Raw genomic sequence first — 23,094 nt, 5'->3', positions numbered from 1 at the left:
CTTTACAGACGCAGGTCGGATTCAGCGGGCGACAGCACGTACTTCAGGTCGTACAGGATGTGTTGCGGCTTGCCGAGCTTGCGGATGCCTTCGGCGCCCATGTCCTTGAACTGGTTGTGCGCCACGGCGAGGATCACGGCGTCGTACTTGCCTTCCTCGGGCTTGGCCACCGGCGTCAGGCCGTATTCGTGCATGGCTTCGTCGGCGTCCACCCACGGATCGTAGATGTCCACGTCGACGTTGTAGTCGCCCAGTTCACGGACGATGTCCACGATGCGCGTGTTGCGCAGGTCGGGGCAGTTTTCCTTGAAGGCCAGGCCCATCACCAGCACGCGGGCGCCCTGCACGTGAATGCGGCGCTTGGTCATGCACTTGACCAGCTGCGACACCACGTAGCTGCCCATGGAGTCGTTCAGGCGGCGGCCCGCCAGGATGATCTCGGGGTGGTAGCCGATCGACTGCGCCTTGTGCGTCAGGTAGTACGGGTCCACGCCAATGCAGTGACCGCCCACCAGGCCCGGACGGAACGGCAGGAAGTTCCACTTGGTGCCGGCGGCCTGCAGCACGGCTTCGGTGTCGATGCCCATCTTGTTGAAGATCAGGGCCAGTTCGTTGATGAGCGCGATGTTCACGTCGCGCTGGGTGTTCTCGATCACCTTGGCGGCTTCGGCCACGCGGATGCTGGACGCCTTGTGCGTGCCGGCGGTGATGATTTCCTTGTAGAGCTTGTCGACCAGGTCGGCGACTTCCGGCGTGGAGCCCGAGGTGACCTTCTTGATCGTGCTGACGCGGTGTTCCTTGTCGCCCGGGTTGATGCGCTCGGGGCTGTAGCCGGCGAAGAAGTCCTCGTTGAACTTCAGGCCCGACACGCGCTCCAGCACCGGCACGCAGTCTTCCTCGGTGGCACCGGGATAGACGGTGGATTCATAGATGACGATGTCGCCGCGCTTGAGCACCGCGCCGATGGTCTCGCTGGCCTTGACCAGCGGGGTCAGGTCCGGCTGCTTGTATTCGTCGATGGGGGTGGGCACGGTCACGATGAACACGTTGGCCTCGCCCAGTTCGGCGCGATCGGCGGTGTAGCTCAGCTGCTTGGCCTCGGCCAGCTCGGCGTCGCTGACTTCCAGCGTGTGGTCGTGGCCCGCCTTCAGCGCGTCGATGCGGCGCGTGTTGATGTCAAAGCCAATGACCGGGCGCTTCTTGCCGAATTCCACGGCCAGGGGCAGACCGACGTAGCCAAGGCCGACGACAGCGAGTTTCACATCCTGGATTCGCAACATAACTCTCCCTTCACCGTAGAACGTTTACGGCATTTTAAAGATGGTCTGGTGATGGATACCGAGCCCCCGGCGGCTATCGCCGGGGCACTCAAACTAATCGGTGGTTCGCAGCACGGACGGCAGCAAGAGCCACCCCGGGCGGCGCCAGGAGACCAGGCGCGCGTACAGCCAGATATAGACGCTGGCAAAGACAACCAGGCTGGCGCTCAGGGCCCAGGCGTTGTCCCACCAGATCGTGGCTGGCACCAGCCCGATCAGCGCCAGGACCCACATGTACGGGGACGCCAGCGCATTGCAAAGCGCGGGGACGGCGTGGCGCCGGCCGCGGCTGAAGGTGACCCGGACCAGCCGGCGGAACACGAGCTGGTGCAAGTGCAGCGCATCGGGCTGATCCACCGGCACGCCGCGCTTGAAGCGGCGTCGCCAGATCGAGAAACCGGTTTCGAAGACGGGGTAGAACAGGACCGCCAGCGCGTAGAACGGCGACACGGACGGGTTGCGCACAACCAGCAGCACGGCCAGTTCGGCCAGCATGAAGCCCAGGAAGTACGCGCCGCCATCGCCCAGGAAGACCCGGCCAAACGGGAAGTTCCACACGAGAAAGCCCAGGGTGGCCGACGCCAGCGCCGCGGCGACCAGGAAGATCGGCACATCGCCGACCTGCAGGGCCACCAGGCTGATCGACACCGCCATCAGCGTGGCGACCATGCCGGCCAGGCCGTTCATGCCGTCCACGATATTCAAGGCATGGGTACAGCCGCCCACCGCAAACATGGTGAACAGCAGCGAAACAGGCCAGAACGAAAGCACGTAATCCACAGGGGCCATGCCGACACGGCTGACGCCGCCCAGCAGCCACCACGCGATGGCCGCGGATAGAAAAGCGGCCAGCAAACGCTTGCTGGCGCCGATGTCCTTGGTGATGTCTTCAAGCAGGCCGGCCACGAAAACGGGCAACGCCGCGACGAACAGCGCGGGCCACAGCCAGGTAAGGGTCATGTTGCTGGGTCCGAGGACCAGCAGGCCAGCCAGCGTACCGGCAAGCACCGCCAGACCGCCGACGCGGGGCGTCGCGCGGGAATGATTGGCTTGGGGCTTGTTGAGGTCGCTATCGCCGGTAAACGCGCCATGCCAGCGCTCGGACGCCACGATGAGTCCCCCCACCATGAACGCGACCACGCATATGTACAGCCAGGTCACTGGATCACCTCTGGTTGGTCTATCGAGACAGGCCCGCCATTATCGGAGGCAGGTGTAACGCCCATATATGGGAGGGATAAAGAAGTGCAATTCCGCGGCACAGAACGTAACGCGCGCAGGCGGGCAATCCGTCCGCCGCGCATGTGACTGGAACGCGCTGGCGCGCGAGCGCCCGGCAGTACTGGTTTCATGTGGGAGATTGTAGAGCGTTCCGCCTCTGGGCACGCGAATTATCCGAGGGAAAACGCGGGGGCCTGACGGCATCCGCGCGGCGTGGCAACGCGCGGGAATTGCCGCTATCGCTTACAAATAGGGACACAACGATTCGGGACAAAAAAAAGCCCGAGATCGTGAGATCTCGGGCTAAATCCACCAAAGGAGGAGGGTGGAGGAGACAACCGTGGCATGTTGGGAGCTGGCTTTCTGCTCGCTACGCTTCCGGGATTTTCACCGCGCCGTCTGCGTTTCAACATCCGATGTGTGAATAGTACCTACGTTTTTTGTGCGTTGCAAGATTTTTTTTGATCTATTTTAGAGGGCCCGGGACGCGTTGCTTTTTTGCTGCAAATTTTTTGCGGCCCTCTCGCAAAGCCGCGCCAATCAACGACCTTGCCCAAAACCGGGTTTTTGCGAAACGGGTTTACCCCTTGCGGAATAACCCTGAATCATCGCGGGTAATCCCACCCTGGCCGCCGCACCAAAATGGTGCCTCAGGCACCATGAGGCGGCGGAATTTGCGCATTGCAACATTTTTTGCAGGCGCGGTTTCAGATCCAGTAGGCGGTGGTCGTCATGACCTTGGACATGGCGCGCATGGCCATTTTCACGGGCGCGGGCAACGGAACGCCCCCTGCCTGCTCGGCGCTGGCGCGGTGCTGGGCCTCGTCGTCCTTCATCTTCTGGACGATCTGGCGCGAGCGCTCATCGTGCACCGGCAAGGTGCGCAGGTGTTCGTCCAGATGGGCCTCGACCTGCTTTTCGGTTTCGGCCATGAAGCCCAGATTGCGGGGCACGCCCGCCACGCTGGCCATCACGCCCAAGGCAAACGAGCCCGCGTACCAGACGGGATTGAGCAAGCTGGGCCGGCTGCCCAGTTCGTTCAGGCGCTCGTTGCACCAGACCAGATGGTCGACTTCCTCGGCGGCGGCGTTCAGCAGCAGCGCGCGCGGCGCGGGCTCTTTGCAGACCGACGCCTGGCCGCGGTAGAGCGCCTGCGCGCAGACCTCGCCGACATGGTTGACCCGCATGAGCCCGGCGGCGTGGCGTTTTTCCTGTGCAGAGAGGGTTTGCGGCGATTCCTCCGCGGTGGCGGGATAGGCCCGGCCGGCGCTGGCGTTGCCGGTCAGCACACGCAAGGCCCGGTCGGTCTCGGCCAGCAGGGCATCCAGGGGACCGTGGCGGCGGCGCAGGGAAACGGGACCGGATTGGGACAACGTGGTGGACATGGCATCTCCTGGCAAATCGGACACCCCGCACCCCTGATGCGAGGCGGGGTTCTCATGCCCGGGATTGTACGCAACGGGTATCATCAGCCATTGACTGCGCTCAAGCTCAAGGACTCACCAAAATGGAATGCACGATCGACTGGGGCGGCCCAAGCGGCATGCTCTTTACCGCCAGCACGGGTAGCGGCCACGTGGCCGTGATGGACGGCGCCGTGGACGGCGGCGGCCACAACCTGGCGCCCCGCCCCATGGAAATGCTGCTGGCGGGCACGGGCGGCTGCACCGCCTACGACGTGGTGCTGATCCTCAAGCGCGGCCGCCACGCGGTCGCCGGTTGCAGCGTCAAGCTGCAGGCCGAGCGCGCCGACACCGACCCCAAGGTCTTCACCCGCATCCACTTCGCCTTCACCGTTACCGGCCGCAATCTGCCGCGCGCGGCCGTCGAGCGCGCCGTGCAGCTTTCCCACGAAAAGTACTGCTCGGCCTCGGCCATGCTGGAAAAGACGGCCGCCATGACATTTTCCGTCGACATCGTCGACACGCAGGAAGCCGCCGCCACCGCCTGAGCCGCCTCGCGCGGCCGTGGTGTAATTCGGCATTCACTATATATAGGCGCCGCCGCGACGCGTTCGTGGCGGCGCGCTTGCTTCCCGGACCGGGACAGCGGGCACAAGGATCGCCATGAAACAATACCTGGACCTCGTTCAATCCATCCTCGACACCGGCTCGTGGCAGGAAAACCGGACCGGCATCCGCACCCTCAGCATGCCGGGCGCCTCGCTGCGCTTTGACCTGCAGCAGGGCTTTCCCGCCGTCACCACCAAAAAGCTGGCGTTCAAGTCGGCCATTGGCGAAATGGTGGGTTTTCTGCGCGCCTCGCGCAGCGCGGCGGAATTCCGCGATTTGGGCTGCAAGGTCTGGGACCAGAATGCCAACGAGAACGCCCAGTGGCTGGCGAACCCCTATCGCGAAGGCCCGGACGACCTGGGGCCCGTGTACGGCGTGCAGTGGCGCCAATGGCCGGCCTACAAGATGCTGGATGCCAACCGCCCCGCGCAGATCGAGGACGCGTTGTCGCGGGGCTACGCCAAGGTGGCCGACCTGGTTCAGGACGGCGAGCCGAAGGTGCTGCTGTACAAGGCGGTCGACCAATTGCGGCAATGCCTGGACACCATCCACGAACGCCCGGGCGACCGGCGCATCCTGTTCCATGGCTGGAACTGGGCGCAGATCGAGGAAATGGCGCTGCCCCCCTGTCACCTGCTCTATCAGTTCCTGCCCAACGCGACGACCCGCGAAATCTCGCTGTGCCTGTACATCCGCTCCAACGATGTGGGCCTGGGCACGCCGTTCAATCTGACCGAAGGCGCGGCGCTGCTGCACCTGGTCGGCCGCCTGACCGGCTATACCCCGCGCTGGTTCACCTATTTCATCGGCGATGCGCACATCTACGAGAACCACCTGCCGATGCTGCGCGAGCAACTGACGCGAACGCCTTATGAGTCGCCCCGCCTCGTGCTGTCGGACCGCATTCCCGACTTCGCCGTGACCGGCCGCTACGAGCCCGAGTGGCTCGAGAAGGTCGAACCTGGCGATTTCTCATTGTCGGGCTACACGCACCACGCGCCCCTCACGGCCGCAATGGCCGTCTGACCCCGGCGCCGGCCTGGCCCGGCGCCCGCCTTTCAGGGCTGATCCGCAACCCGCCGGACGACCGTCCGGCGCCCCATTCCTTGCACGTCCCGCAGCAGGTGAAGATTGGTGAGCTTCTGGAAGCGTGATTTCGGTATAACCCATCCCTTAGCCTCGGACGCGCGTCCAGCATGCCGCGCGCCCCGTCGCTATCGACCGGCCCTCGCGGCGCGCCATGCCGAACGCCCGAACCGCGCCGACCGCTGGCGTTGCCCCGCCCAATCCCCCATCCCTATAAAGAGAGTGTGAGAATCGCCAGCGACGAGAGCAGGATCCTCCTTGCGACCGTAATGCAACTGTTGACTACCAATTGAATTGAAAATCGTGCCCCGCGCCGCCGCCGCATGCGCTTAGGACAGGACCCCACAAATGCTCGTTGGAACTTATAACCCTTCGCTCGTCCTCGTATCCTTAGGGGTCGCCATCCTGGCGTCGTATACGGCGCTGGGCATGGCCAACCGCGTGAAGGCATCGAGCGGCCTGCCTGCCGCGAAGTTCTGGCTGGCGGGTGGCGCGTTCGCGATGGGCATCGGGATCTGGTCCATGCACTTTGTGGGCATGCTGGCCTTCAGCCTGCCCATCCCGATGGGGTACGACCTGCCGCTGACCGTGCTGTCGCTCGCCATCGCGATCGCCTGCTCCGCCTTCGCGCTGTGGATGGTCTGCAAGGACGAGCTGCCGTGGCGCAGGCTGGCGGCCGGCGCGCTGCTGATGGGATCGGGCATCGCGGCGATGCACTACGTCGGCATGGCGGCCATGCGCATGTCGCCCGGCATCGATTACGACCCGACATGGTTCGCGCTGTCCGTGGTGATTGCCGTCGCCGCGTCGGGCGCGGCCTTGTGGATCACGTACCGGCTGCGGCAGGACGGGCCGCGCGTGGCGCTGTCGCGCCCGGCGGCCGCGGGTGTCATGGGGCTGGCGATCGTCGGCATGCACTACACGGGCATGGAAGCCGCAGGGTTCCCGGCCGGCAGCATCTGCATGGCGGCCGACGCCGGCATCTCGGCCGGCTGGCTGGCCATCGCCGTGACCGCGGTCACGCTGAGCGTGCTGGCCATCGCCCTGGTCGTGGCGGTGCTGGACAACCGTCTTGAGGCGCGCACGTCCGCCCTGGCCTCGTCCCTGGCCGAAGCCAACGAAGAACTGGTGCAACTGGCGCTGCACGACACCCTGACCAAACTGCCCAACCGCATCCTGCTCGAAGACCGGATGGAACAGGCCATCGAAAGCGCGACCCGCCGCCGCGGCCATTTCGCGGTGCTGTTCTTCGACCTGGACGGGTTCAAGGCCGTCAACGACGCCTACGGCCACCATACCGGCGACGCGCTGCTGATCGATCTGGCGCAGCGCATCCGCCAGGCGCTGCGCACGCAGGACACCGTCGCCCGGCTGGGCGGCGACGAGTTCATCGTGCTGAGCGAAGTCATTGAACCGACCGACGCGGCCAACGTGGCGGACCGGCTGATCGAGGCCATCGGCCGTCCGGTCACGGTGTACGGCCACGACGTGCTGGTGACCTCCAGCGTGGGCATCGCGGTCTTCCCGAACGATGGCGAGGACACCCACTCCTTGCTGACCAATGCCGACGCGGCGATGTACCACGCCAAGCGGCTGGGCGGCACCGGCTACAGCTTCTTCGAGCCGTCCATGAACGCGGACGCGCACGAGCAGATCGAGCTGCTGCACGACCTGCGCCTGGCGCAGGAGCGCGGCCAGTTCGTCCTGCACTACCAGCCCAAGTACGAGGCGCCGGCTGGCCCGATCATGGGCGCCGAGGCGCTGCTGCGCTGGAACCATCCCACGCGCGGTCTGGTGGGCCCGGACCAGTTCATTCCGACGGCGGAAAAGACCGGCCTCATCCTCTCCATCGGCGAATGGGTCATCAACGAGGCCTGCCGCCAGATGCGCGAGTGGATCGATGTCGGCCAGGGGCACTGGACCATCGCCGTGAACATCTCGGCGCTGCAGTTCTCGCATTCGAGCCTGGTGGAAACCGTGCGGTCGGCGCTGGCGCGCCATGGCGTGCCGCCTGCCTGCCTGACCATCGAAGTGACCGAATCGACCGCCATGCGCGACGCCGAGACGAGCCTGACGGTGCTCAAGCGCCTGTCCGAACTGGGCGTCACGATCTCCATCGACGACTTCGGCACGGGTTACTCCAGCCTGCTCTACCTGAAGCGGCTGCCGGCGACCGAGCTGAAGATCGATCGGGGCTTCGTGAACCAGCTGGACAACGACAATGAAGATGCGGCCGTCGTGTCCGCCATCATCGCGCTGGCGCAGCAGCTGAACCTGCGCATCGTGGCCGAAGGCGTCGAGACCGCCGCGCAGCAAAAATTCCTGACCGGGCTGGGCTGCGACTCGCTGCAGGGCTTCCTGCTGGGCAAGCCCATGCCGGCCACCGAGTTCCTGGAACACGCGGAAAACTGACGGGGCGGGCGCCGCAATTTGCTACGCTTACGGCATTCTTCCGGCCAAATCCTTACCCGTTCAAAGCACGCATGCCTGCCAGCCTTACCCTGATCGTCGCCTATTCCACCAACCGCGCCATCGGCCGCGACAACGCCCTGCCCTGGAAACTGCCGGGCGACCTGGCGCATTTCAAGCGCAGCACGCTGGGCCATCCGATCATCATGGGCCGCAAGACGTGGGATTCGCTGGGCCGTCCCCTGCCCGGCCGCAGCAACATCGTCATCAGCCGCAATCCCGATTTCAGCGCCGCCGGCGCCATCCTTGCGCCCACCCTTGAGGCGGCGGTGGCCGCGTGCGGCGACATCGACGAAGCCTTCGTGATCGGCGGCGCGCAGATCTACGCGCAGGCCCTGCCGCTGGCCAGGCGCGTTCTGGCCACGGAAGTCCATGCCGACGTCGAGGGCGATGCGTTCTTCCCGCTGCTGCCCTCGTTCCAATGGAAGGAAACGGCGCGCGAACCGCAGCCCGCCGAAAACGGCTACGACTACGACTTCGTCACGTACGAACGCGCCTGACGACTTCCTCCTAGGCCGCGCCCGCATTGCGCATGAAGCGCCACAGCGCGGGCGCCGCCGAATACGCCACGTTAAAGCGCACCCACGCCGTGTCGGCCTCGTCCGCTTCGAAGTAGGAGCCGGGCGCCAGCCAGATGCCGTCCTTGAGCGCCAGTTCCGCCAGGCCGTTTGCGCCGCGTTCGCGCCACTGCCCCGCCACCTTTGCCCACAGGAACAGGCCGCCCTGCGGCCTGCCATGGATTTCAAAGCCGTGCTGACGCATCTGCTCGGCCACTTCGGTATGCGCCTCGGCCAGCCGCTCGCGGGTACGCGCGATATGCGCGCGGTAACGGCCCTCCCGGATGACCTGGTGCACGATGCGCTCCATGATCTCGGGCGTGGTCAGGCCCACCGCCATCTTGGTGCGGGCGATGTCGCGCACCAGATCGCGGTGCGCCACCACATAGCCCACGCGCACGGACGGACTGATGACCTTTGAGTAGCCGCCCAGGTACACGACCCTGCGCGCGCCATCCAGCGCCGCCAGCATGGGCGTGACACCCGGCGCCAGCTCACGCGAGATGTCGTCTTCCACCACCCACAGCCCGTGCCGCTCGGCCGCTTGCAGGATGCGGAACGCATTGGCCATGGTGATGCTGGCGCCCGACGGATTCTGCAGCGCGGTGTTGATGAAGAGCGCCCGCGGCCGGTGCTGGGCCGCCGCCTGCTCGAGCGCATCGCAGTCCAGGCCGTCGGCCGTGCGGGGCACCGCGATGACGCGCAGGCCGGCCAGGCGCAGCATCTGCAAGAGATTGGCGTAGGCCGGCTGCTCGACGATCACCGTGTCGCCCGGCCGCAGCAGCGTGCGGATCACCGTGTCCAGCCCATGGGTCACGCCCTGCGTCAGCAGCACCTGCGACGCCTCGACTTCCATGCCCTGCGCGCTCAGGCTGGCCGCGATGGTCTCGCGCAGCGGCGCGTAGCCATAGGGATGCCCGTAATTGGCGATCCGCATCGCGGGCACCCGCCCCATGTGACGCAGCGCCATGTGCAGGCCTTCTTCGTTCAGCCATTCGCCGGGGAGCCACCCGCACCCCGATTTGATGGGGATGGAGTGGTCGGCAAAGATGTCCGACAGCAGCCACCCCGCGTTCAGGCGCGGCGGCTCCCAGGACAGCGGTTCGGCGCGGCGCGTGGGCGCGTCGGGCGATGCCACCCGATAGCCCGCGCCGGGCCGCGCGGCCAGCCAGCCCTGCGACACCAGCCGGCTGTAGGCGCTGGCCACGGTGAAGGTGCTGACGCCGTACTGGCGCGCGAACTCCCGGACCGAGGGTAGGGACATACCCGGACGCAGGGTCTGCGCCTCGACGGCGCGCAGGATCGCCGCGACCAGCTGTTCGACGAGGGTGGGCGCGGCCCCGCGGCCGCGGACGGGTTGGAAGTCGATCACGAGCAAACTGTACAGTTGTGGTGCTGACAACTATACAGTTAGCGGCAAATGCGCGGATCGTATATTTTCATTCCCGGCGGGACGTTCCAGAATCGTCCGAATCCCGCTGGCCGCGCGCGTGTTGCGGCGGCCACGGTCGTCCCTCTTCTGGAGTCACCATGAACGCCCCCGCCCAGTTGCCCGACCTGTCCCATCTCTGGATGCCCTTCACTGCCAACAAGCAGTTTAAGGCCCAGCCGCGCATGCTGGCGAAGGCCAAAGGCATGTATTACACGTCCACCGACGGCCGCCAGATCCTGGACGGCACGGCCGGACTGTGGTGCGTCAATGCCGGGCACGGCCGCGAGGAAATCGTCGAGGCCATCGCCCGTCAGGCCGGCGTCATGGACTACGCGCCGGGCTTCCAGCTGGGCCACCCGCTCGCCTTCGAGGCCGCCACCGCGGTGGCAGGCCTGATGCCGCAGGGCCTGGACCGCGTGTTCTTCACCAATTCCGGCTCCGAATCCGTCGACACCACGCTCAAGATCGCCCTGGCCTATCACCGCGCGCGCGGCGAAGGCCAGCGCACGCGCCTCATCGGCCGTGAACGCGGCTATCACGGCGTGGGCTTTGGCGGCATCTCGGTGGGCGGCATCTCGGCCAACCGCAAGACGTTCTCGGGTGCGCTGCTGCCCGCCGTGGACCACCTGCCCCACACCCATAATCTTGAGCAGAACGCCTACTCGAAGGGCCAACCCGCGTGGGGCGCGCACCTGGCCGAAGAACTTGAGCGCATCATCGCCCTGCACGACGCCTCGACCATCGCCGCCGTGATCGTCGAGCCGATGGCCGGCTCCACGGGCGTGCTGATTCCGCCCAAGGGCTATCTGGAAAAGCTGCGCGAAATTACCGCCAAGCACGGCATCCTGCTGATTTTCGATGAGGTCATCACCGCCTACGGCCGCCTGGGCGCCGCCACGGCATCCGAATTCTTCGGCGTGACGCCCGACATCATCGCCATGGCCAAGGGCGTCAGCAACGCGGCCGTGCCGGCCGGCGCGGTCGCCGTCAAACGCGAGGTGCACGACGCCATCGTCAACGGCCCGGCGGGCGGCATCGAGTTCTTCCACGGCTACACCTATTCGGCGCACCCGCTGGCGGCCGCCGCCATCCTGGCCACGCTGGACATCTACCGCCGTGAAGACCTGTTCGGCCGTGCCCGCAAACTGTCGGGCGCATTCCAGGAAGCCGCGCACAGCCTGAAGGGCGCGCCCAACGTCATCGACGTGCGCAACCTGGGCCTGGTGTCCGGCATCGAACTGGCGCCGCGCGCAGGCGCCCCGGGCGCACGCGCCGCCGAAGTCTTCCAGCGCTGCTTCGACAGCGGCCTGATGGTGCGCTACACCGGCGACATCATCGCCGTCTCGCCCCCGCTGATCATCGACGAGGCGCAGATCGGCCAGATCTTCGAGCAGATCGGCAAGATCCTGAAAGAGGTTGCCTGAGTTGCCATCCTGTCGCGCGCCCTTGGCGGCGCGCCATCCGCACACGGGCGGCCACCGGCCGCCCCGCTGCATTTTCTGACGTATTCCCGCATCGAGCCTTGCACCCATGAAGAAGATTCCGCATTTCATCAACGGCCAGCCCTACGATGGCGGCAGCAGCCGCTACGCCGACGGCTTCAACCCGGCCACCGGCGAGATCGCCTCGTCCATCCCGCTGGCATCGAACGACGACGTGGCAATGGCCGTGGCCGCCGCCAAGGCCGCCTTTCCCGCCTGGTCGGAAACCCCGGCGCTCAAGCGCGCCCGCATCCTCTTCAACTTCAAGGCGCTGCTGGACCAGCACCAGGATGAACTGGCCGAACTCATCACCCGCGAACACGGCAAGGTGTTCTCGGACGCCAAGGGCGAAGTGATGCGCGGCATCGAGATCGTCGAGTTCGCCTGCGGCATTCCGCAACTGCTCAAGGGCCAGTACTCCGACCAGATCGGCGGCGGCATCGACAACTGGAGCATGCGCCAGGCGCTGGGCGTGGTGGCCGGCGTCACGCCGTTCAACTTCCCGATGATGGTGCCGTGCTGGATGTTCCCGGTGGCCATCGCCTGCGGCAACACGTTCGTGCTCAAGCCGTCCGAGCGCGATCCGTCCGCGTCCGTGCGCCTGGCCGAACTGCTTACCGAAGCGGGCCTGCCGCCCGGCGTCTTCAACGTGGTCCATGGCGACAAGCAGGCGGTCGACGCGCTGATCGTGCATCCCGACGTGGAAGCCCTGTCCTTTGTCGGCTCCACGCCGATCGCCGAATACATCTACGCCGAAGGCACCAAGCGCGGCAAGCGCGTGCAGGCCCTGGGCGGCGCCAAGAACCACCTGGTGGTCATGCCCGACGCAGACCTGGATCAGGTGACCGACGCGCTGATGGGCGCGGCCTATGGTTCCGCGGGCGAGCGCTGCATGGCCATTTCGGTGGCCGTAGCGGTGGGCGACGTGGCCGACAAGGTGGCCGAACGCCTGACGCCGCGCGTCAAGGCGCTGGTGGTCAAGGACGGGATGCAATCGGACGCCGAGATGGGTCCGCTGGTCACCGCGCAGCACCGCAAGAAGGTGATGGGCTACATCGAGGACGGCATCGCCTGCGGCGCCGACCTGGTGGTGGACGGCCGCGACCTCACGGTGCCGGGCAACGAAAAGGGCTTTTTCCTGGGCGGCACGCTGTTCGACAACGTCAAGCCGGCCATGAACATCTACCGCGAAGAGATTTTCGGGCCGGTGCTGTGCATCGTGCGCGTGCCGGACTTCGCCAGCGCGGTGGACCTCATCAATGCGCACGAGTTCGGCAACGGCGTGGCCTGCTTCACGTCCGACGGCGGCGTGGCGCGCGCGTTCGCGCGGCAGATCAAGGTCGGGATGGTGGGCATCAACGTGCCGATCCCCGTGCCCATGGCGTGGCATTCGTTTGGCGGCTGGAAGCGTTCGCTGTTCGGCGACCATCATGCGTATGGCGAGGAAGGCATCCGCTTTTACTCGCGCTACAAGAGCGTGATGCAGCGCTGGCCCGACAGCATCGCCAAGGGCGCCGAATTCACGATGCCCGTCGCTAAGTGACGCCCCCCCCGAGGCGCGGAGCGCCTCCCCCCAGGGGGCGTCGCAGCGGACCGGCGGAGCCCGGATCCGCGCGACCCCGCTTTGGCAGGGATTGCCGGACTTGGGGCGCATCGTTCTTGCCTTGGGGTTAAGGGGCGTCGCTTGAAGCACTGACACTGCGCGGCGTCTCGCCGCGCCTTCCGAATATCTGTACGACAGGGGGAAACCTGATGCGCATCGGGATCGGCGGCTTTCAGCATGAGACCAATACGTTCGCGCCGTCGCGCGCGGCGTGGGAGGATTTTGCGGACAAGGGTGGGGGGTGGCCGAAGCTGGTCAGTGGCCCTGCAATGTTCGAGGCGGTGGCGGGGGCCAATATTCCGGTGGCGGGATTTATCGAGGCGATGGGCGAGCATGCGTTGATACCCACGACGTGGGCGGCGGCCAGTCCCTCCGGGCATGTGACCCGGGATGCGTTCGAGCGCATCAGCGCGATGATTCTGCAAGGGCTGTCGCAGGCGATGCCGCTGGACGGCGTGTATCTGGACCTGCACGGCGCGATGGTCACCGAGCATCTGGACGACGGCGAAGGCGAACTGCTCAAGCGCGTGCGTGAACTGGTCGGCCCCAATGTGCCCATCGTCGCCAGCCTGGACCTGCACGCCAACGTGACTCGCGCGATGGTGCGCCATGCCGATGCGCTGGTCTGCTATCGCACCTATCCCCATATCGACATGGCCGAGACCGGCCAGCGCGCCGCAAACCTGCTGGCGCAGCGGCTGGGCGGCATGCCGCGTCATTACGTGGCGCTGCGCAGCCTGCCCTTCCTGATTCCGCTGTGCTGGCAGTCCACCGACATCGAGCCGGCCCGCAGCCTGTACCAGCTGCTGGGCGATCTGGAGGCGCGCGGCGCGGCCAGCAGCATCTCCTTTGCGACCGGATTTCCGGCCGCGGACTTTCCCGAATGCGCCCCCACGGTCTGGGCCTACGGCATGACGCAAGCCGAAGCCGATGCCGCCGCCGACGAGATGGCGCGCGCGGTCGAGAATGCGGAACAGGACTTCGGCGGCAAGCTCTACACGCCGGACGAAGCCGTGCAGGAAGCGCTGCGCCTGGCGCGCGATGCGTCCAAGCCCGTGGTCATTGCCGATGCGCAGGACAACCCGGGCGCGGGCGGCAGTTCCGACACCACCGGCGTGCTGCGCGCGCTCATCCGCCACGATGCGCGCGATACGGCGATTGGTCTGATTGTGGACCCGGCCGCCGCGCTGGCCGCGCACCGCGCCGGCGCTGGAAATACCATTCGGATTGCACTGGGTGGACATTCGGGTATTCCCCACGACGAACCCCTGGACACCGAGTTCATCGTCGAGAAAACTTCCGATGGACGCTTCGATACGCATGGTGCGTTCTATCGCGGCTTTCACATGGATCTGGGCCCCAGCGCGTGCCTGCGCATCGGCGGCGTGCGCATCATTCTGGCCTCCAACAAGGTGCAAATGGCCGACCAGGAGATGTTCCGGTTCGCTGGCGTGGAACCCACGCGCGCCGCGATCCTGGTGGTCAAGAGTTCGGCGCACTTTCGCGCAGATTTCACCCCGATCGCGCACACGATCCTGGTGTGCGCGGCGCCCGGTTCCATGCTGATGGATGCGGCAAAACAACCATGGACACGGTTGCGTCCCGGCATCAGAATGGCGCCTTGCGGGCCGGTGTTCGACGGCCGGTCTGCAGCGACAGCCTGACCCTCGCGCGCCGCTTCAGTGCGGCGCGTCAACGACGTAGCGGCCCATGCGCCGCTCACAACGCTTCAAGGGGAAATACATGCTCAAGTTTGTCCGAGCGGCCGCGCTGGCCGGCGTCACTCTCGCGATGGCTCACGGCGCCTACGCCGAGACCGTCATCAAGACGGTGATGCACTCGCCACTGCGCCTGACCGATCCGCACGCCACCACCGCCTACATCACGACGTGGCACGGCTACATGATCTACGACACCTTGCTGGCCACCGACGCCGACAACAAGGTGCAGCCGCAGATGCTTGAGAAGTGGGAAGTCTCGCCCGACGGCAAGACCTACACCATGACGCTGCGCCCCGGCCAGAAATGGCATGACGGCCAGCCGGTGACCGCCGAGGACTGCGTGGCGTCGATCAAGCGCTGGGCCGCCGGCGACGGCATGGGCCGCACGCTGCTCAAGTTCACCGACAAGATCGAAGTCATCGACGACAAGAGCTTTCGCATCGTCATGAAGGAACCCACGGACCTGGCGCTGCGCGCCCTGTCCAAGCCCACCGGCACCGCGCCGTTCATGATGCCCAAGCGCATCGCCGAACAAGCCATCGGCAAGCCCATCACCGACATGACGGGCTCCGGCCCGTTCAAGGTCGCCGAATTCAAGCCGGGCGTGAAGACCGTCTACGTCAAGAACACCGATTACGTGCCGCGCAAGGAGCCCGTCAGCGGCCTGGCTGGCGGCAAGGTCGTGCACGTGGACAAGGTCGAGTGGGACGTCATGCCCGACGCCCTGACCACTGCCAACGCGCTGCTGGGCGGCGAGATCGATTTCGTCGAGCAGTTCCCGTATGACCTCTTGCCGATGATCGAAGGCAACCCGGACCTGAAGGAAGAGTCGCTCAGCCCGGTCGGCTACTTCACGATGTACCGCTTCAACTTCAAGTACCCGCCCTTCAACAACAAGAAGATCCGCCAGGCCGCCATGTACGCGATCGGCCAGGAAGATGTGATGAAGGCGCTGGTCGGCAATCCCAAATACTGGAAGACCTGCGCCTCGCTGTGGGGCTGCGGCACGCCGCTGGAAAGCGATATCGGCAAGGACATGATCGTCCCGTCGAACATCGAGAAGGCCAAGGCGCTGCTCAAGGAAGCGGGTTACGACAACACGCCCATCCTGGTCATGCACGCCACCGACGTGGGCACGCTGTCGGCGCAACCGGTCGTGATGGCCGCGGCGCTGCGCAAGGCGGGCTTCAACGTCAACCTGGCGGCGATGGACTGGCAAAGCGTGGCCACGCGCCGCGCCTCGAAGGCCGCACCGGCCGAAGGCGGCTGGAACATCCACAACACCAACTGGTACGCCACCGACGTGATGGACCCGGTGCGCTCCGCCCCCGCGGCCGCCAACGGCGACAACGCGTGGTTCGGCTGGCCCGACTTCCCGCAGATCGAAGAACTGCGCACGAAGATGGCCCTGACCTCGGACCCGGCGGAACAAAAGAAGATCTCCGAGGAAGTGCAGCGCATCGGCATCGACGAAGGCCTGTACGTGCCGCTGGGCCAGATGTCCGTGCCCACCGTCTACTCGACCAAGCTGTCGGGCCTGGTGCACGCGCCGGTCTTCGCGTTCTGGAACGTCAAAAAGGCCCCTTGATGGGCTCGGGGCCTGCGCGCCGCAGCAAGCAGTCCGCGCAGGCCTAATTGGTACAGGGGGAAATACATGCTGGCATTTGTCTCACGCCGGCTCCTCGCGACCATCCCAGTCCTGGTGATGGTCGCGGTGGTGGTCTTTGCGATATTGCGTTTCAGCCCCGGAGATCCGGCCATCATCATGGCGGGCGACGGCGCCACGCCCGAACGTATCGTCCAGATACGGCAGACGATGGGCCTGGACCAGCCGGTGGTCAAGCAGTTCTTCATCTGGGGCGGCAAGCTCCTGCAGGGTGACCTGGGCACCTCGCTGATGTCCGGCGTGCCGGTCACCAAGCTCATCGCGCAGCGCCTTGAACCGTCGCTCAGCCTGGCCGTGCTCACGCTGGTGTTCACGCTGCTCGTCGCCATTCCGCTTGGCGTGCTGGCGGCATGGCGCCAGGGCAAGCTGCTGGACCGCGCCGTCATGGGCTTCTCGGTGCTGGGATTTTCCGTGCCGGTGTTCGTGACCGGCTACTTGCTGATCTGGGCCTTCGCCATCAAGCTGGGTTGGTTCAACGTGCAGGGCTATGTGCCGCTGGAAAAGGGGTTCTGGCCGTTCCTGCACCGGCTCATCCTGCCTTCGCTGGCGCTGTCCACGGTCTACGTGGCGCTGATCGCGCGCATCACGCGCACCAGCGTCATCGAGGTCATGGGCGAGGACTTCATCCGCACCGCCCGCTCCAAGGGCCTGGGCGAAACCGGGGTGCTGCTGGGCCATGCCCTGCGTAACGCGGCCGTGCCCATCGCCACCGTCGTGGGCGTGGGCATCGCGCTCCTGATCAGCGGTGTCGTCGTCACCGAGTCGGTGTTCAACATCCCGGGCCTTGGCCGGCTGGTGGTCGAAGCCGTGCTGGCGCGCGACTACCCCGTCATCCAGGGCCTGACGCTTTTCTTCGCGTTCGTCTACGTGTTCATCAATCTTGTTGTCGATTGCGCCTATACGGTGTTCGACCCGCGGATCAGGTACTGACACCATGAGCATGCAAACGCCAACCGACGCCGCCGCGCAGGCGGCCGCCGACCTCCCCGGAGGCGGCACCCCGCACATCACCGCCTGGCGGCAGATCCGCCAGGGGCTCAAGAGCTGGCCCGTCATGCTCGCGCTGGTGGTGCTGGCGGCGATCGTCTTCGTCGCCGTGTTCGCGCCGCTCCTGGGCACGGTCGATCCCACCCTCCTCAATCCGGGCGCGCGCCTGAAGCAGCCCTTTACCGACTATCTGCTGGGCACGGACGCGTTCGGCCGCGACGTGTGGTCGCGTGTCGCCTACGGCGCGCGCATCTCGCTGATCGCGGGCCTGGGCGCCGCCGTGGTCAGCGTGGTCATCGGGCTGGTCATCGGCGTCATCGCCGGCTGGTTCCGGTCGCTGGACGGTCCGATCATGCGCACCATGGACGCCATCATGGCGATCCCCGGCATTCTGCTGGCGATCGCGCTGGTGTCGGTCACGGGCGCCAGCATCACGACCGTGCTCGTGGCCATCACCATCCCGGAAATCCCGCGGGTGGTGCGCCTGGTGCGCGGCCAGATCCTCAGCGTGCGCGGCGAACCCTACGTCGAGGCCGCGCTGGCGCTGGGCACGCCGCTGCCGCTGCTCTTGTGGCGGCACATGGTGCCCAGCACGATCGCGCCGCTGACGGTGCAGGGCACCTACGTCTTTGCATCCGCCATGCTGACCGAGGCCATCCTGAGCTTCCTGGGCGCGGGCATCCCGCCCGAGATCGCGTCCTGGGGCAACATCATGTCCGAAGGCCGCATGTACTTCCGCATGCTGCCCGGCCTGATCCTGTTCCCCGGACTGTTCCTGTCGCTGACCGTGCTCAGCGTGAACATCCTGGGCGACGCCTTGCGCGACGCGCTGGACCCGAAAATGGTGCGCAGGATCTGATGCCGATGAACTATTCCCCTAATCCCCCCGCGGGCGATACCTCGTCCGCCATCCTGGCCATCCGCAACCTGTCGGTCGAGGTCGCCGGCGCGGGCAACCGCGTCGTGCGCAACCTGAGCCTTGACGTTCACGCCGGCGAAACGGTGTGCGTGGTCGGCGAGTCCGGTTCGGGCAAGTCCGTCACGTCGCTGGCCGTCATGGGCCTCTTGCCGCAAGGCATCCTGGGCATCAGCGCGGGCTCGATCCGCGTCGAGGGCGAGGACGTGGCCACGGCCACGCAGCGCCGGCTGCGCGAACTGCGGGCCACCCGCATGGCGATGGTCTTTCAGGAACCCATGACCGCGCTGAATCCCGTGCACACGGTGGGCAAGCAGGTCGACGAGGTGCTGCGCCTGCACCGCAAGAACATGTCGGCGGCCGAGCGCCGCGCCAAGGTGCTGGACATGTTCCAGTCTGTGCACCTGCCCGACATCGAACGCATCTACGACGCCTATCCGCACCAGCTTTCTGGCGGGCAGCGGCAGCGCATCGTCATTGCGATGGCGCTGATCCTGGAACCCAAGCTGCTGATCGCCGACGAGCCCACCACGGCGCTGGACGTCACCACGCAAAAGCAGATTCTCGCGCTCATCAAGGAGCTGCAGGTCAAGCACCGGACGGCAGTGCTGTTCATCACGCACGACTTCGGCGTGGTGGCCGAGATCGCGGACCGCATCGTCGTCATGAACCGCGGCGACTTGATCGAAAGCGGCTCGCGCCACGAGATCCTGGCCGAGCCCAAGCAGTCCTACACGCGCCGGCTGGTGTCCTCGGTGCCCAGCCTGGTGCCCTCGCGCCGCGAGCCGCCCGGCGGCACGCCGGTGCTGCACGTCAAGGGCCTGGGCCGCACTTATGGCGCCAAGGGCTCGCTGTTCTCGCGCAAGGCGGCGCAGCACGTCATTGCCGCCACCGACGTCAACCTGACATTGCGCAAGGGCGAGATCCTGGGCATCGTCGGCGAATCGGGATCGGGAAAGTCGACGGTCGCGCGCTGCATCGTGCGGCTCATCGAGCCTACCGCCGGCCACATGATGATGGGCGGCGAAGACCTCAGCACGTTGTCCGGATCGGCGCTGCGTCCCGTGCGCCGCCGCATCCAGATCGTGTTCCAGGACCCGTACCGGTCGCTCAACCCGCGCCGCACGGTCGGCGAATCCATCATCGAAGGCCTGCTGAATTTCGGCGTGCCGCGCGACGAGGCGCTAAAGCGCGCCAGCGAAACCCTCAGTGTGGTGGGGCTGAGCCCCGACGCGATGCGGCGCTATCCCCACCAGTTCTCCGGCGGCCAGCGCCAGCGCATCTGCATCGCACGCGCCCTGGTCATGGATCCGGAAATCCTGGTGGCCGACGAAGCCGTCTCGGCGCTGGACGTGTCGGTGCAGGCCCAGGTGCTGGAGCTGCTGGAACAGGTGCGCGAGCGCACCGGCGTGGGCGTGCTGTTCATCACGCACGACCTGCGCGTGGCCGCGCAGATCTGCGACACCATCATGGTGATGCAGCGCGGGCAGGTGGTGGAAACCGGCTCGGCCGAAACCGTGCTGACCGAACCCCGCCACCCGTATACCCGCGCCCTGATCGATGCCGCCCCGGGGCGCGACTGGGACTTCCGCAACTTCCGGCCGATCGCGCCTGGCCTCTTGCCTGTCGCTCCCCACGCCGCCTCCCCGGCCGCCTGACGCCTTTTTCGCATCACTGGAACCGAGATGCCGCAACCGCATGAAATGTCCGCCCAGGAACTCCTGCAGGCGTATCGCAGCAAGACCCTGTCGCCCGTCGAGGCCACGCGTGCCGTGCTCGATCACATCGAGCGCTGGGAGCCCCGGCTGCACGCGACCTATGCGCTGGATCCGGAAGGCGCGCTGGCCATGGCCCGTGCCTCGGAAGCCCGCTGGATGAGGGGCGAGCCGCAGTCCTGCGGTGGATTTTCGCTCGATGGCGTGCCCGCCACCATCAAGGAAAACATCGCCACCCGCGGCGTGCCCGTGCCGCTGGGCACCGCGGCCACCGACCTCACCCCGGCGGCGGCCGACGCCCCGCCGGCGGCGCGCATGCGCGAGGCGGGCGCCGTCCTGCTGGGCAAGACCACCATGCCCGACTACGGCATGCTGTCCTCCGGCCTGTCGAGCTTTCATGAACTGACGCGCAACCCCTGGGACCTGACCAAGAATCCGGGCGGCTCCAGCGCGGGCGCCGGGGCGGCGGCCGCCGCCGGCTATGGCCCCCTGCATATCGGCACCGACATCGGCGGCTCGGTACGCCTGCCCGCCGCCTGGTGCGGCATCGCCACGCTCAAGCCCAGCCTGGGCCGCATTCCCATCGATCCGCCCTTCATGGGCCGCTGCGCCGGCCCCATGACGCGCACCATCACCGATACGGCGCTGATGATGGGCGTGCTGTCGCAGCCGGACGCCCGCGACCACATGAGCCTGCCCTTCCAGGAGATCGACTGGCTGAACCTGGATCAGGACGTGCGCGGCCTGCGCATCGGCCTCTTGCTGGACGCAGGCTGCGGACTGCCGCTGGATCCGGAAACCCGCGATGCGGTCGAAGCCGCCGCGCGCGCCTTCGAAGCGGCGGGCGCCATCGTCACGCCCATGCAGCCCTGGATGACGCCCGGCATGCTGGACGGCGTGGACCGCTTCTGGCGCACCCGTTCGGCCATCGACCTGGCCGCGCTGTCCGAAGAACGCCGCGCGAAGATCCTGCCCTTCATCCGCGCCTGGGCCGAAAGCGGCGGCGGCCACAGCGGCGAAGACGTGTTTCGCAGCTACTACGAAACGCTGAACGTGCGGGCACGCACGGTCGCCGCCTGCGCGCCGTTCGACTACGTGCTGTCGCCGGTGGCGCCGGTGGTGGCCTACAACGCCGAGTGGCCCTCGCCCACCAACGAGGTCGCCACCACGATGCACCACATCGGGTTCACGCTGCCCTTCAACATGAGCGAGCAGCCCGCGGCTTCGGTCAATTGCGGCTACACGAAGGCGGGCCTGCCGATCGGCCTGCAGATCGCCGGCGCGCGCTTTGACGATCTGGGCGTGCTGCGCGTGGCGCGCGCGTGGGAACAGATGCGTCCCGCGCAGCGCCCCTGGCCGCAGCCGGTGTCGGCCCACTGACTTTCCACGGCAACCCACAGGAACATCCCATGCGTTGGCTTTTGGCAATGATCAAGCACGAGACGAACACGTTTTCGCCCGTGCCCACCCCCCTTGAGCGCTTCTTTCGCGGCAGTCCCGAGATCCTGGCCGGCGAGCGCGCCATCAAGGCCTACGAGAACACCGACAGCGGCCTGGGCGGCTACATCGAGGTCGCCCGCCGCGAAGGCGCGGAAATGGTCGTGCCGGTCGCGGCCGAGTCCTGGCCCAGCGGTCCCGCCAGCGCGCAGACGCACGAGCGCCTGTGCACGCTGATCCTGGACGAGGTCAAGCGCGGCGGTTTCGACGCCATCCTGCTGGACCTGCACGGCGCGATGGTCGCCGAGGGCGTCGAGGATGCCGAGGGCGACCTGCTGCGCCGCCTGCGCGAGATCGATCCCACGACGCCCGTCGCCGTGACGCTGGACATGCACGCCAACATCTACGACGACATCGTGCGCAACGCCACGGTGATCAGCGGCTTTCATACGTATCCGCACGTGGACATCCGCGATGCGGGCGTGCGCGCGGCGAACGTCATCGTCCGCACGCTCAAGGGCGAGATCAAGCCGGTGATGACCTGGGCCAACAAGCCCATGCTGCCGCACATCATGTGCCAGGGCACGCATGCCGCGCCCAACAAGCCGCTGCAGGAGCGCTGCAAGGAACTGGAGGCCGGCGGCGTGCTGGCGGCCTCGGTTTTCGTGGGCTTTCCCCACGCGGACATCCGCGAGGCCGGCCTGAGCGCCGTCGTCTGTACCGACGGCAACCTGGCCGAAGCCGAACAGCATCGCGACGAATTGCTGGACCGCGCCTGGCGCGGCCGCGCTGACTGGGTGTTCCATTCCGAGCCGCTGGCCCCCACGATCGCGCGCGCCAAGGCCATCGAACAAGGCCCGGCCGTGCTGCTGGACCACTACGACAACACCGGCTCGGGCGGCACGATGGACACGACGGCCGTGCTGGCCGAAGTGCTGCGCCAGGAACTCGACAACGTCGTCTTCTACGCCATCTGCGATCCGCAGGCCGCGCGCGAAGCCGCCGCCGCGGGCGTGGGCAACACCATCACGCTCAAGCTGGGCGGCAAGCTGCCCATGCCGGCCATCAAGCAGCCCAGTGAACCGCTGGAGGTCACCGGCCGCGTCAAGCTGGTGTTCGACGGCGTCTACCTGAACCGGGGCCCCATGTATCGCGGCGTGCGCAACGACACGGGCCTGACGGTGGTCATCGACACCGGACGGCTGGAGATCGTGGTGGTGTCCCGCCACCAGGAGCCCTTCGACATCAACTGCCTGCTGTCGGCCGGCATCGATCCGCTGCAAAAGCGGTATGTGGTGCTCAAGAGCCGCATCCACTGGCGCGCGGGATTCTCGGACATGGCCACCGAGATCATCGAATGCACCGGCGTGGGCGTCACGACCTCCGACTATGCCCAGCTTGATTTCAAGCACGTTCGGCGACCGATCTATCCGCTGGACCCCATCTGAATCCAGGCACTTTGTCGACAAAAA

General features: G+C 66.6%; 17 protein-coding genes. 13 read left to right on the top strand and 4 right to left on the bottom strand.

The features are described from left to right. Positions 1-2: 2 nt before the first annotated feature. The 3 genes from tviB to coq7 form a co-directional block, all read right to left on the bottom strand. A complete protein-coding gene (gene tviB / locus FBY20_RS15150; RefSeq protein WP_128828976.1) occupies positions 3-1,280 on the bottom strand; it encodes a Vi polysaccharide biosynthesis UDP-N-acetylglucosamine C-6 dehydrogenase TviB in 1,278 nt (425 codons plus the stop codon). 93 nt (positions 1,281-1,373) lie between these two features. Continuing rightward, positions 1,374-2,480: a glycosyltransferase gene (locus tag FBY20_RS15145; protein ID WP_056325286.1), complete on the bottom strand. Its 1,107-nt coding sequence runs from the start codon at positions 2,478-2,480 to the stop codon at positions 1,374-1,376. Positions 2,481-3,247: 767 nt separating this feature from the next. Beyond that, positions 3,248-3,925, bottom strand: coding sequence for a 2-polyprenyl-3-methyl-6-methoxy-1,4-benzoquinone monooxygenase (coq7, locus tag FBY20_RS15140; RefSeq protein ID WP_142053164.1), 678 nt, complete (start codon positions 3,923-3,925; stop codon positions 3,248-3,250). Between the two features lie 122 nt (positions 3,926-4,047). Here coq7 and FBY20_RS15135 point away from each other — a divergent pair, with 122 nt between their 5' ends. The 4 genes from FBY20_RS15135 to FBY20_RS15120 all read left to right on the top strand — a co-directional run bounded on the left by FBY20_RS15135 (position 4,048) and on the right by FBY20_RS15120 (position 8,607). After that, the gene (locus FBY20_RS15135; protein WP_142053162.1) at positions 4,048-4,491 is read left to right on the top strand and encodes an OsmC family protein; all 444 of its coding nucleotides are present in this window, start codon (positions 4,048-4,050) and stop codon (positions 4,489-4,491) included. 115 nt (positions 4,492-4,606) lie between these two features. Then, positions 4,607-5,578, top strand: coding sequence for a thymidylate synthase (locus FBY20_RS15130; RefSeq protein WP_056325276.1), 972 nt, complete (start codon positions 4,607-4,609; stop codon positions 5,576-5,578). Positions 5,579-5,986: 408 nt separating this feature from the next. Further along, positions 5,987-8,050 (top strand): bifunctional diguanylate cyclase/phosphodiesterase, encoded by a 2,064-nt coding sequence (locus FBY20_RS15125; protein WP_056325274.1) that lies wholly within the window; start codon positions 5,987-5,989, stop codon positions 8,048-8,050. A gap of 71 nt (positions 8,051-8,121) precedes the next feature. Next, positions 8,122-8,607 (top strand): dihydrofolate reductase, encoded by a 486-nt coding sequence (locus FBY20_RS15120; protein WP_062839986.1) that lies wholly within the window; start codon positions 8,122-8,124, stop codon positions 8,605-8,607. Positions 8,608-8,617: 10 nt separating this feature from the next. Here FBY20_RS15120 and FBY20_RS15115 read toward each other — a convergent pair whose 3' ends face one another. Then, a complete protein-coding gene (locus FBY20_RS15115) occupies positions 8,618-10,036 on the bottom strand; it encodes a PLP-dependent aminotransferase family protein (RefSeq protein WP_142053160.1) in 1,419 nt (472 codons plus the stop codon). A 158-nt stretch (positions 10,037-10,194) separates the two neighbouring features. On the opposite strand from FBY20_RS15115, the gene FBY20_RS15110 reads away from it, so the two are divergent. The 9 genes from FBY20_RS15110 (at position 10,195) to FBY20_RS15070 (ending at position 23,070) form a co-directional block, all read left to right on the top strand. After that, the gene (locus FBY20_RS15110) at positions 10,195-11,520 is read left to right on the top strand and encodes an aspartate aminotransferase family protein (protein ID WP_056325267.1); all 1,326 of its coding nucleotides are present in this window, start codon (positions 10,195-10,197) and stop codon (positions 11,518-11,520) included. Positions 11,521-11,626: 106 nt separating this feature from the next. Next, positions 11,627-13,120, top strand: a complete 1,494-nt coding sequence (locus FBY20_RS15105) for a CoA-acylating methylmalonate-semialdehyde dehydrogenase (RefSeq protein ID WP_142053158.1) — start codon at positions 11,627-11,629, stop codon at positions 13,118-13,120. Positions 13,121-13,329: 209 nt separating this feature from the next. Then, the gene (locus FBY20_RS15100) at positions 13,330-14,844 is read left to right on the top strand and encodes a M81 family metallopeptidase (protein WP_056325261.1); all 1,515 of its coding nucleotides are present in this window, start codon (positions 13,330-13,332) and stop codon (positions 14,842-14,844) included. A gap of 79 nt (positions 14,845-14,923) precedes the next feature. Then, on the top strand, positions 14,924-16,489 hold the full coding sequence (locus FBY20_RS15095; RefSeq protein WP_056325258.1) for an ABC transporter substrate-binding protein: 1,566 nt from the start codon (positions 14,924-14,926) through the stop codon (positions 16,487-16,489). Positions 16,490-16,555: 66 nt separating this feature from the next. Next, positions 16,556-17,497, top strand: a complete 942-nt coding sequence (locus FBY20_RS15090; protein ID WP_056325255.1) for an ABC transporter permease — start codon at positions 16,556-16,558, stop codon at positions 17,495-17,497. A 10-nt stretch (positions 17,498-17,507) separates the two neighbouring features. Beyond that, entirely contained in the window at positions 17,508-18,413 is a 906-nt protein-coding gene (locus FBY20_RS15085; RefSeq protein WP_056325963.1) for an ABC transporter permease, read from the top strand. Between the two features lie 5 nt (positions 18,414-18,418). Beyond that, entirely contained in the window at positions 18,419-20,128 is a 1,710-nt protein-coding gene (locus FBY20_RS15080) for an ABC transporter ATP-binding protein (RefSeq protein ID WP_142053157.1), read from the top strand. 27 nt (positions 20,129-20,155) lie between these two features. Beyond that, on the top strand, positions 20,156-21,565 hold the full coding sequence (locus FBY20_RS15075; protein ID WP_142053155.1) for an amidase: 1,410 nt from the start codon (positions 20,156-20,158) through the stop codon (positions 21,563-21,565). Positions 21,566-21,594: 29 nt separating this feature from the next. Beyond that, the gene (locus FBY20_RS15070; RefSeq protein WP_142053153.1) at positions 21,595-23,070 is read left to right on the top strand and encodes a M81 family metallopeptidase; all 1,476 of its coding nucleotides are present in this window, start codon (positions 21,595-21,597) and stop codon (positions 23,068-23,070) included. Positions 23,071-23,094: the final 24 nt, after the last annotated feature.

Origin of the sequence: Achromobacter sp. SLBN-14 (genome assembly GCF_006715415.1) — a bacterium.
Classification (GTDB): Bacteria; Pseudomonadota; Gammaproteobacteria; order Burkholderiales; family Burkholderiaceae_B; genus Achromobacter; species Achromobacter mucicolens.
Note: the sequence above shows the minus strand (reverse complement) of the source record. Positions and strands in the feature narration are given on the sequence as shown.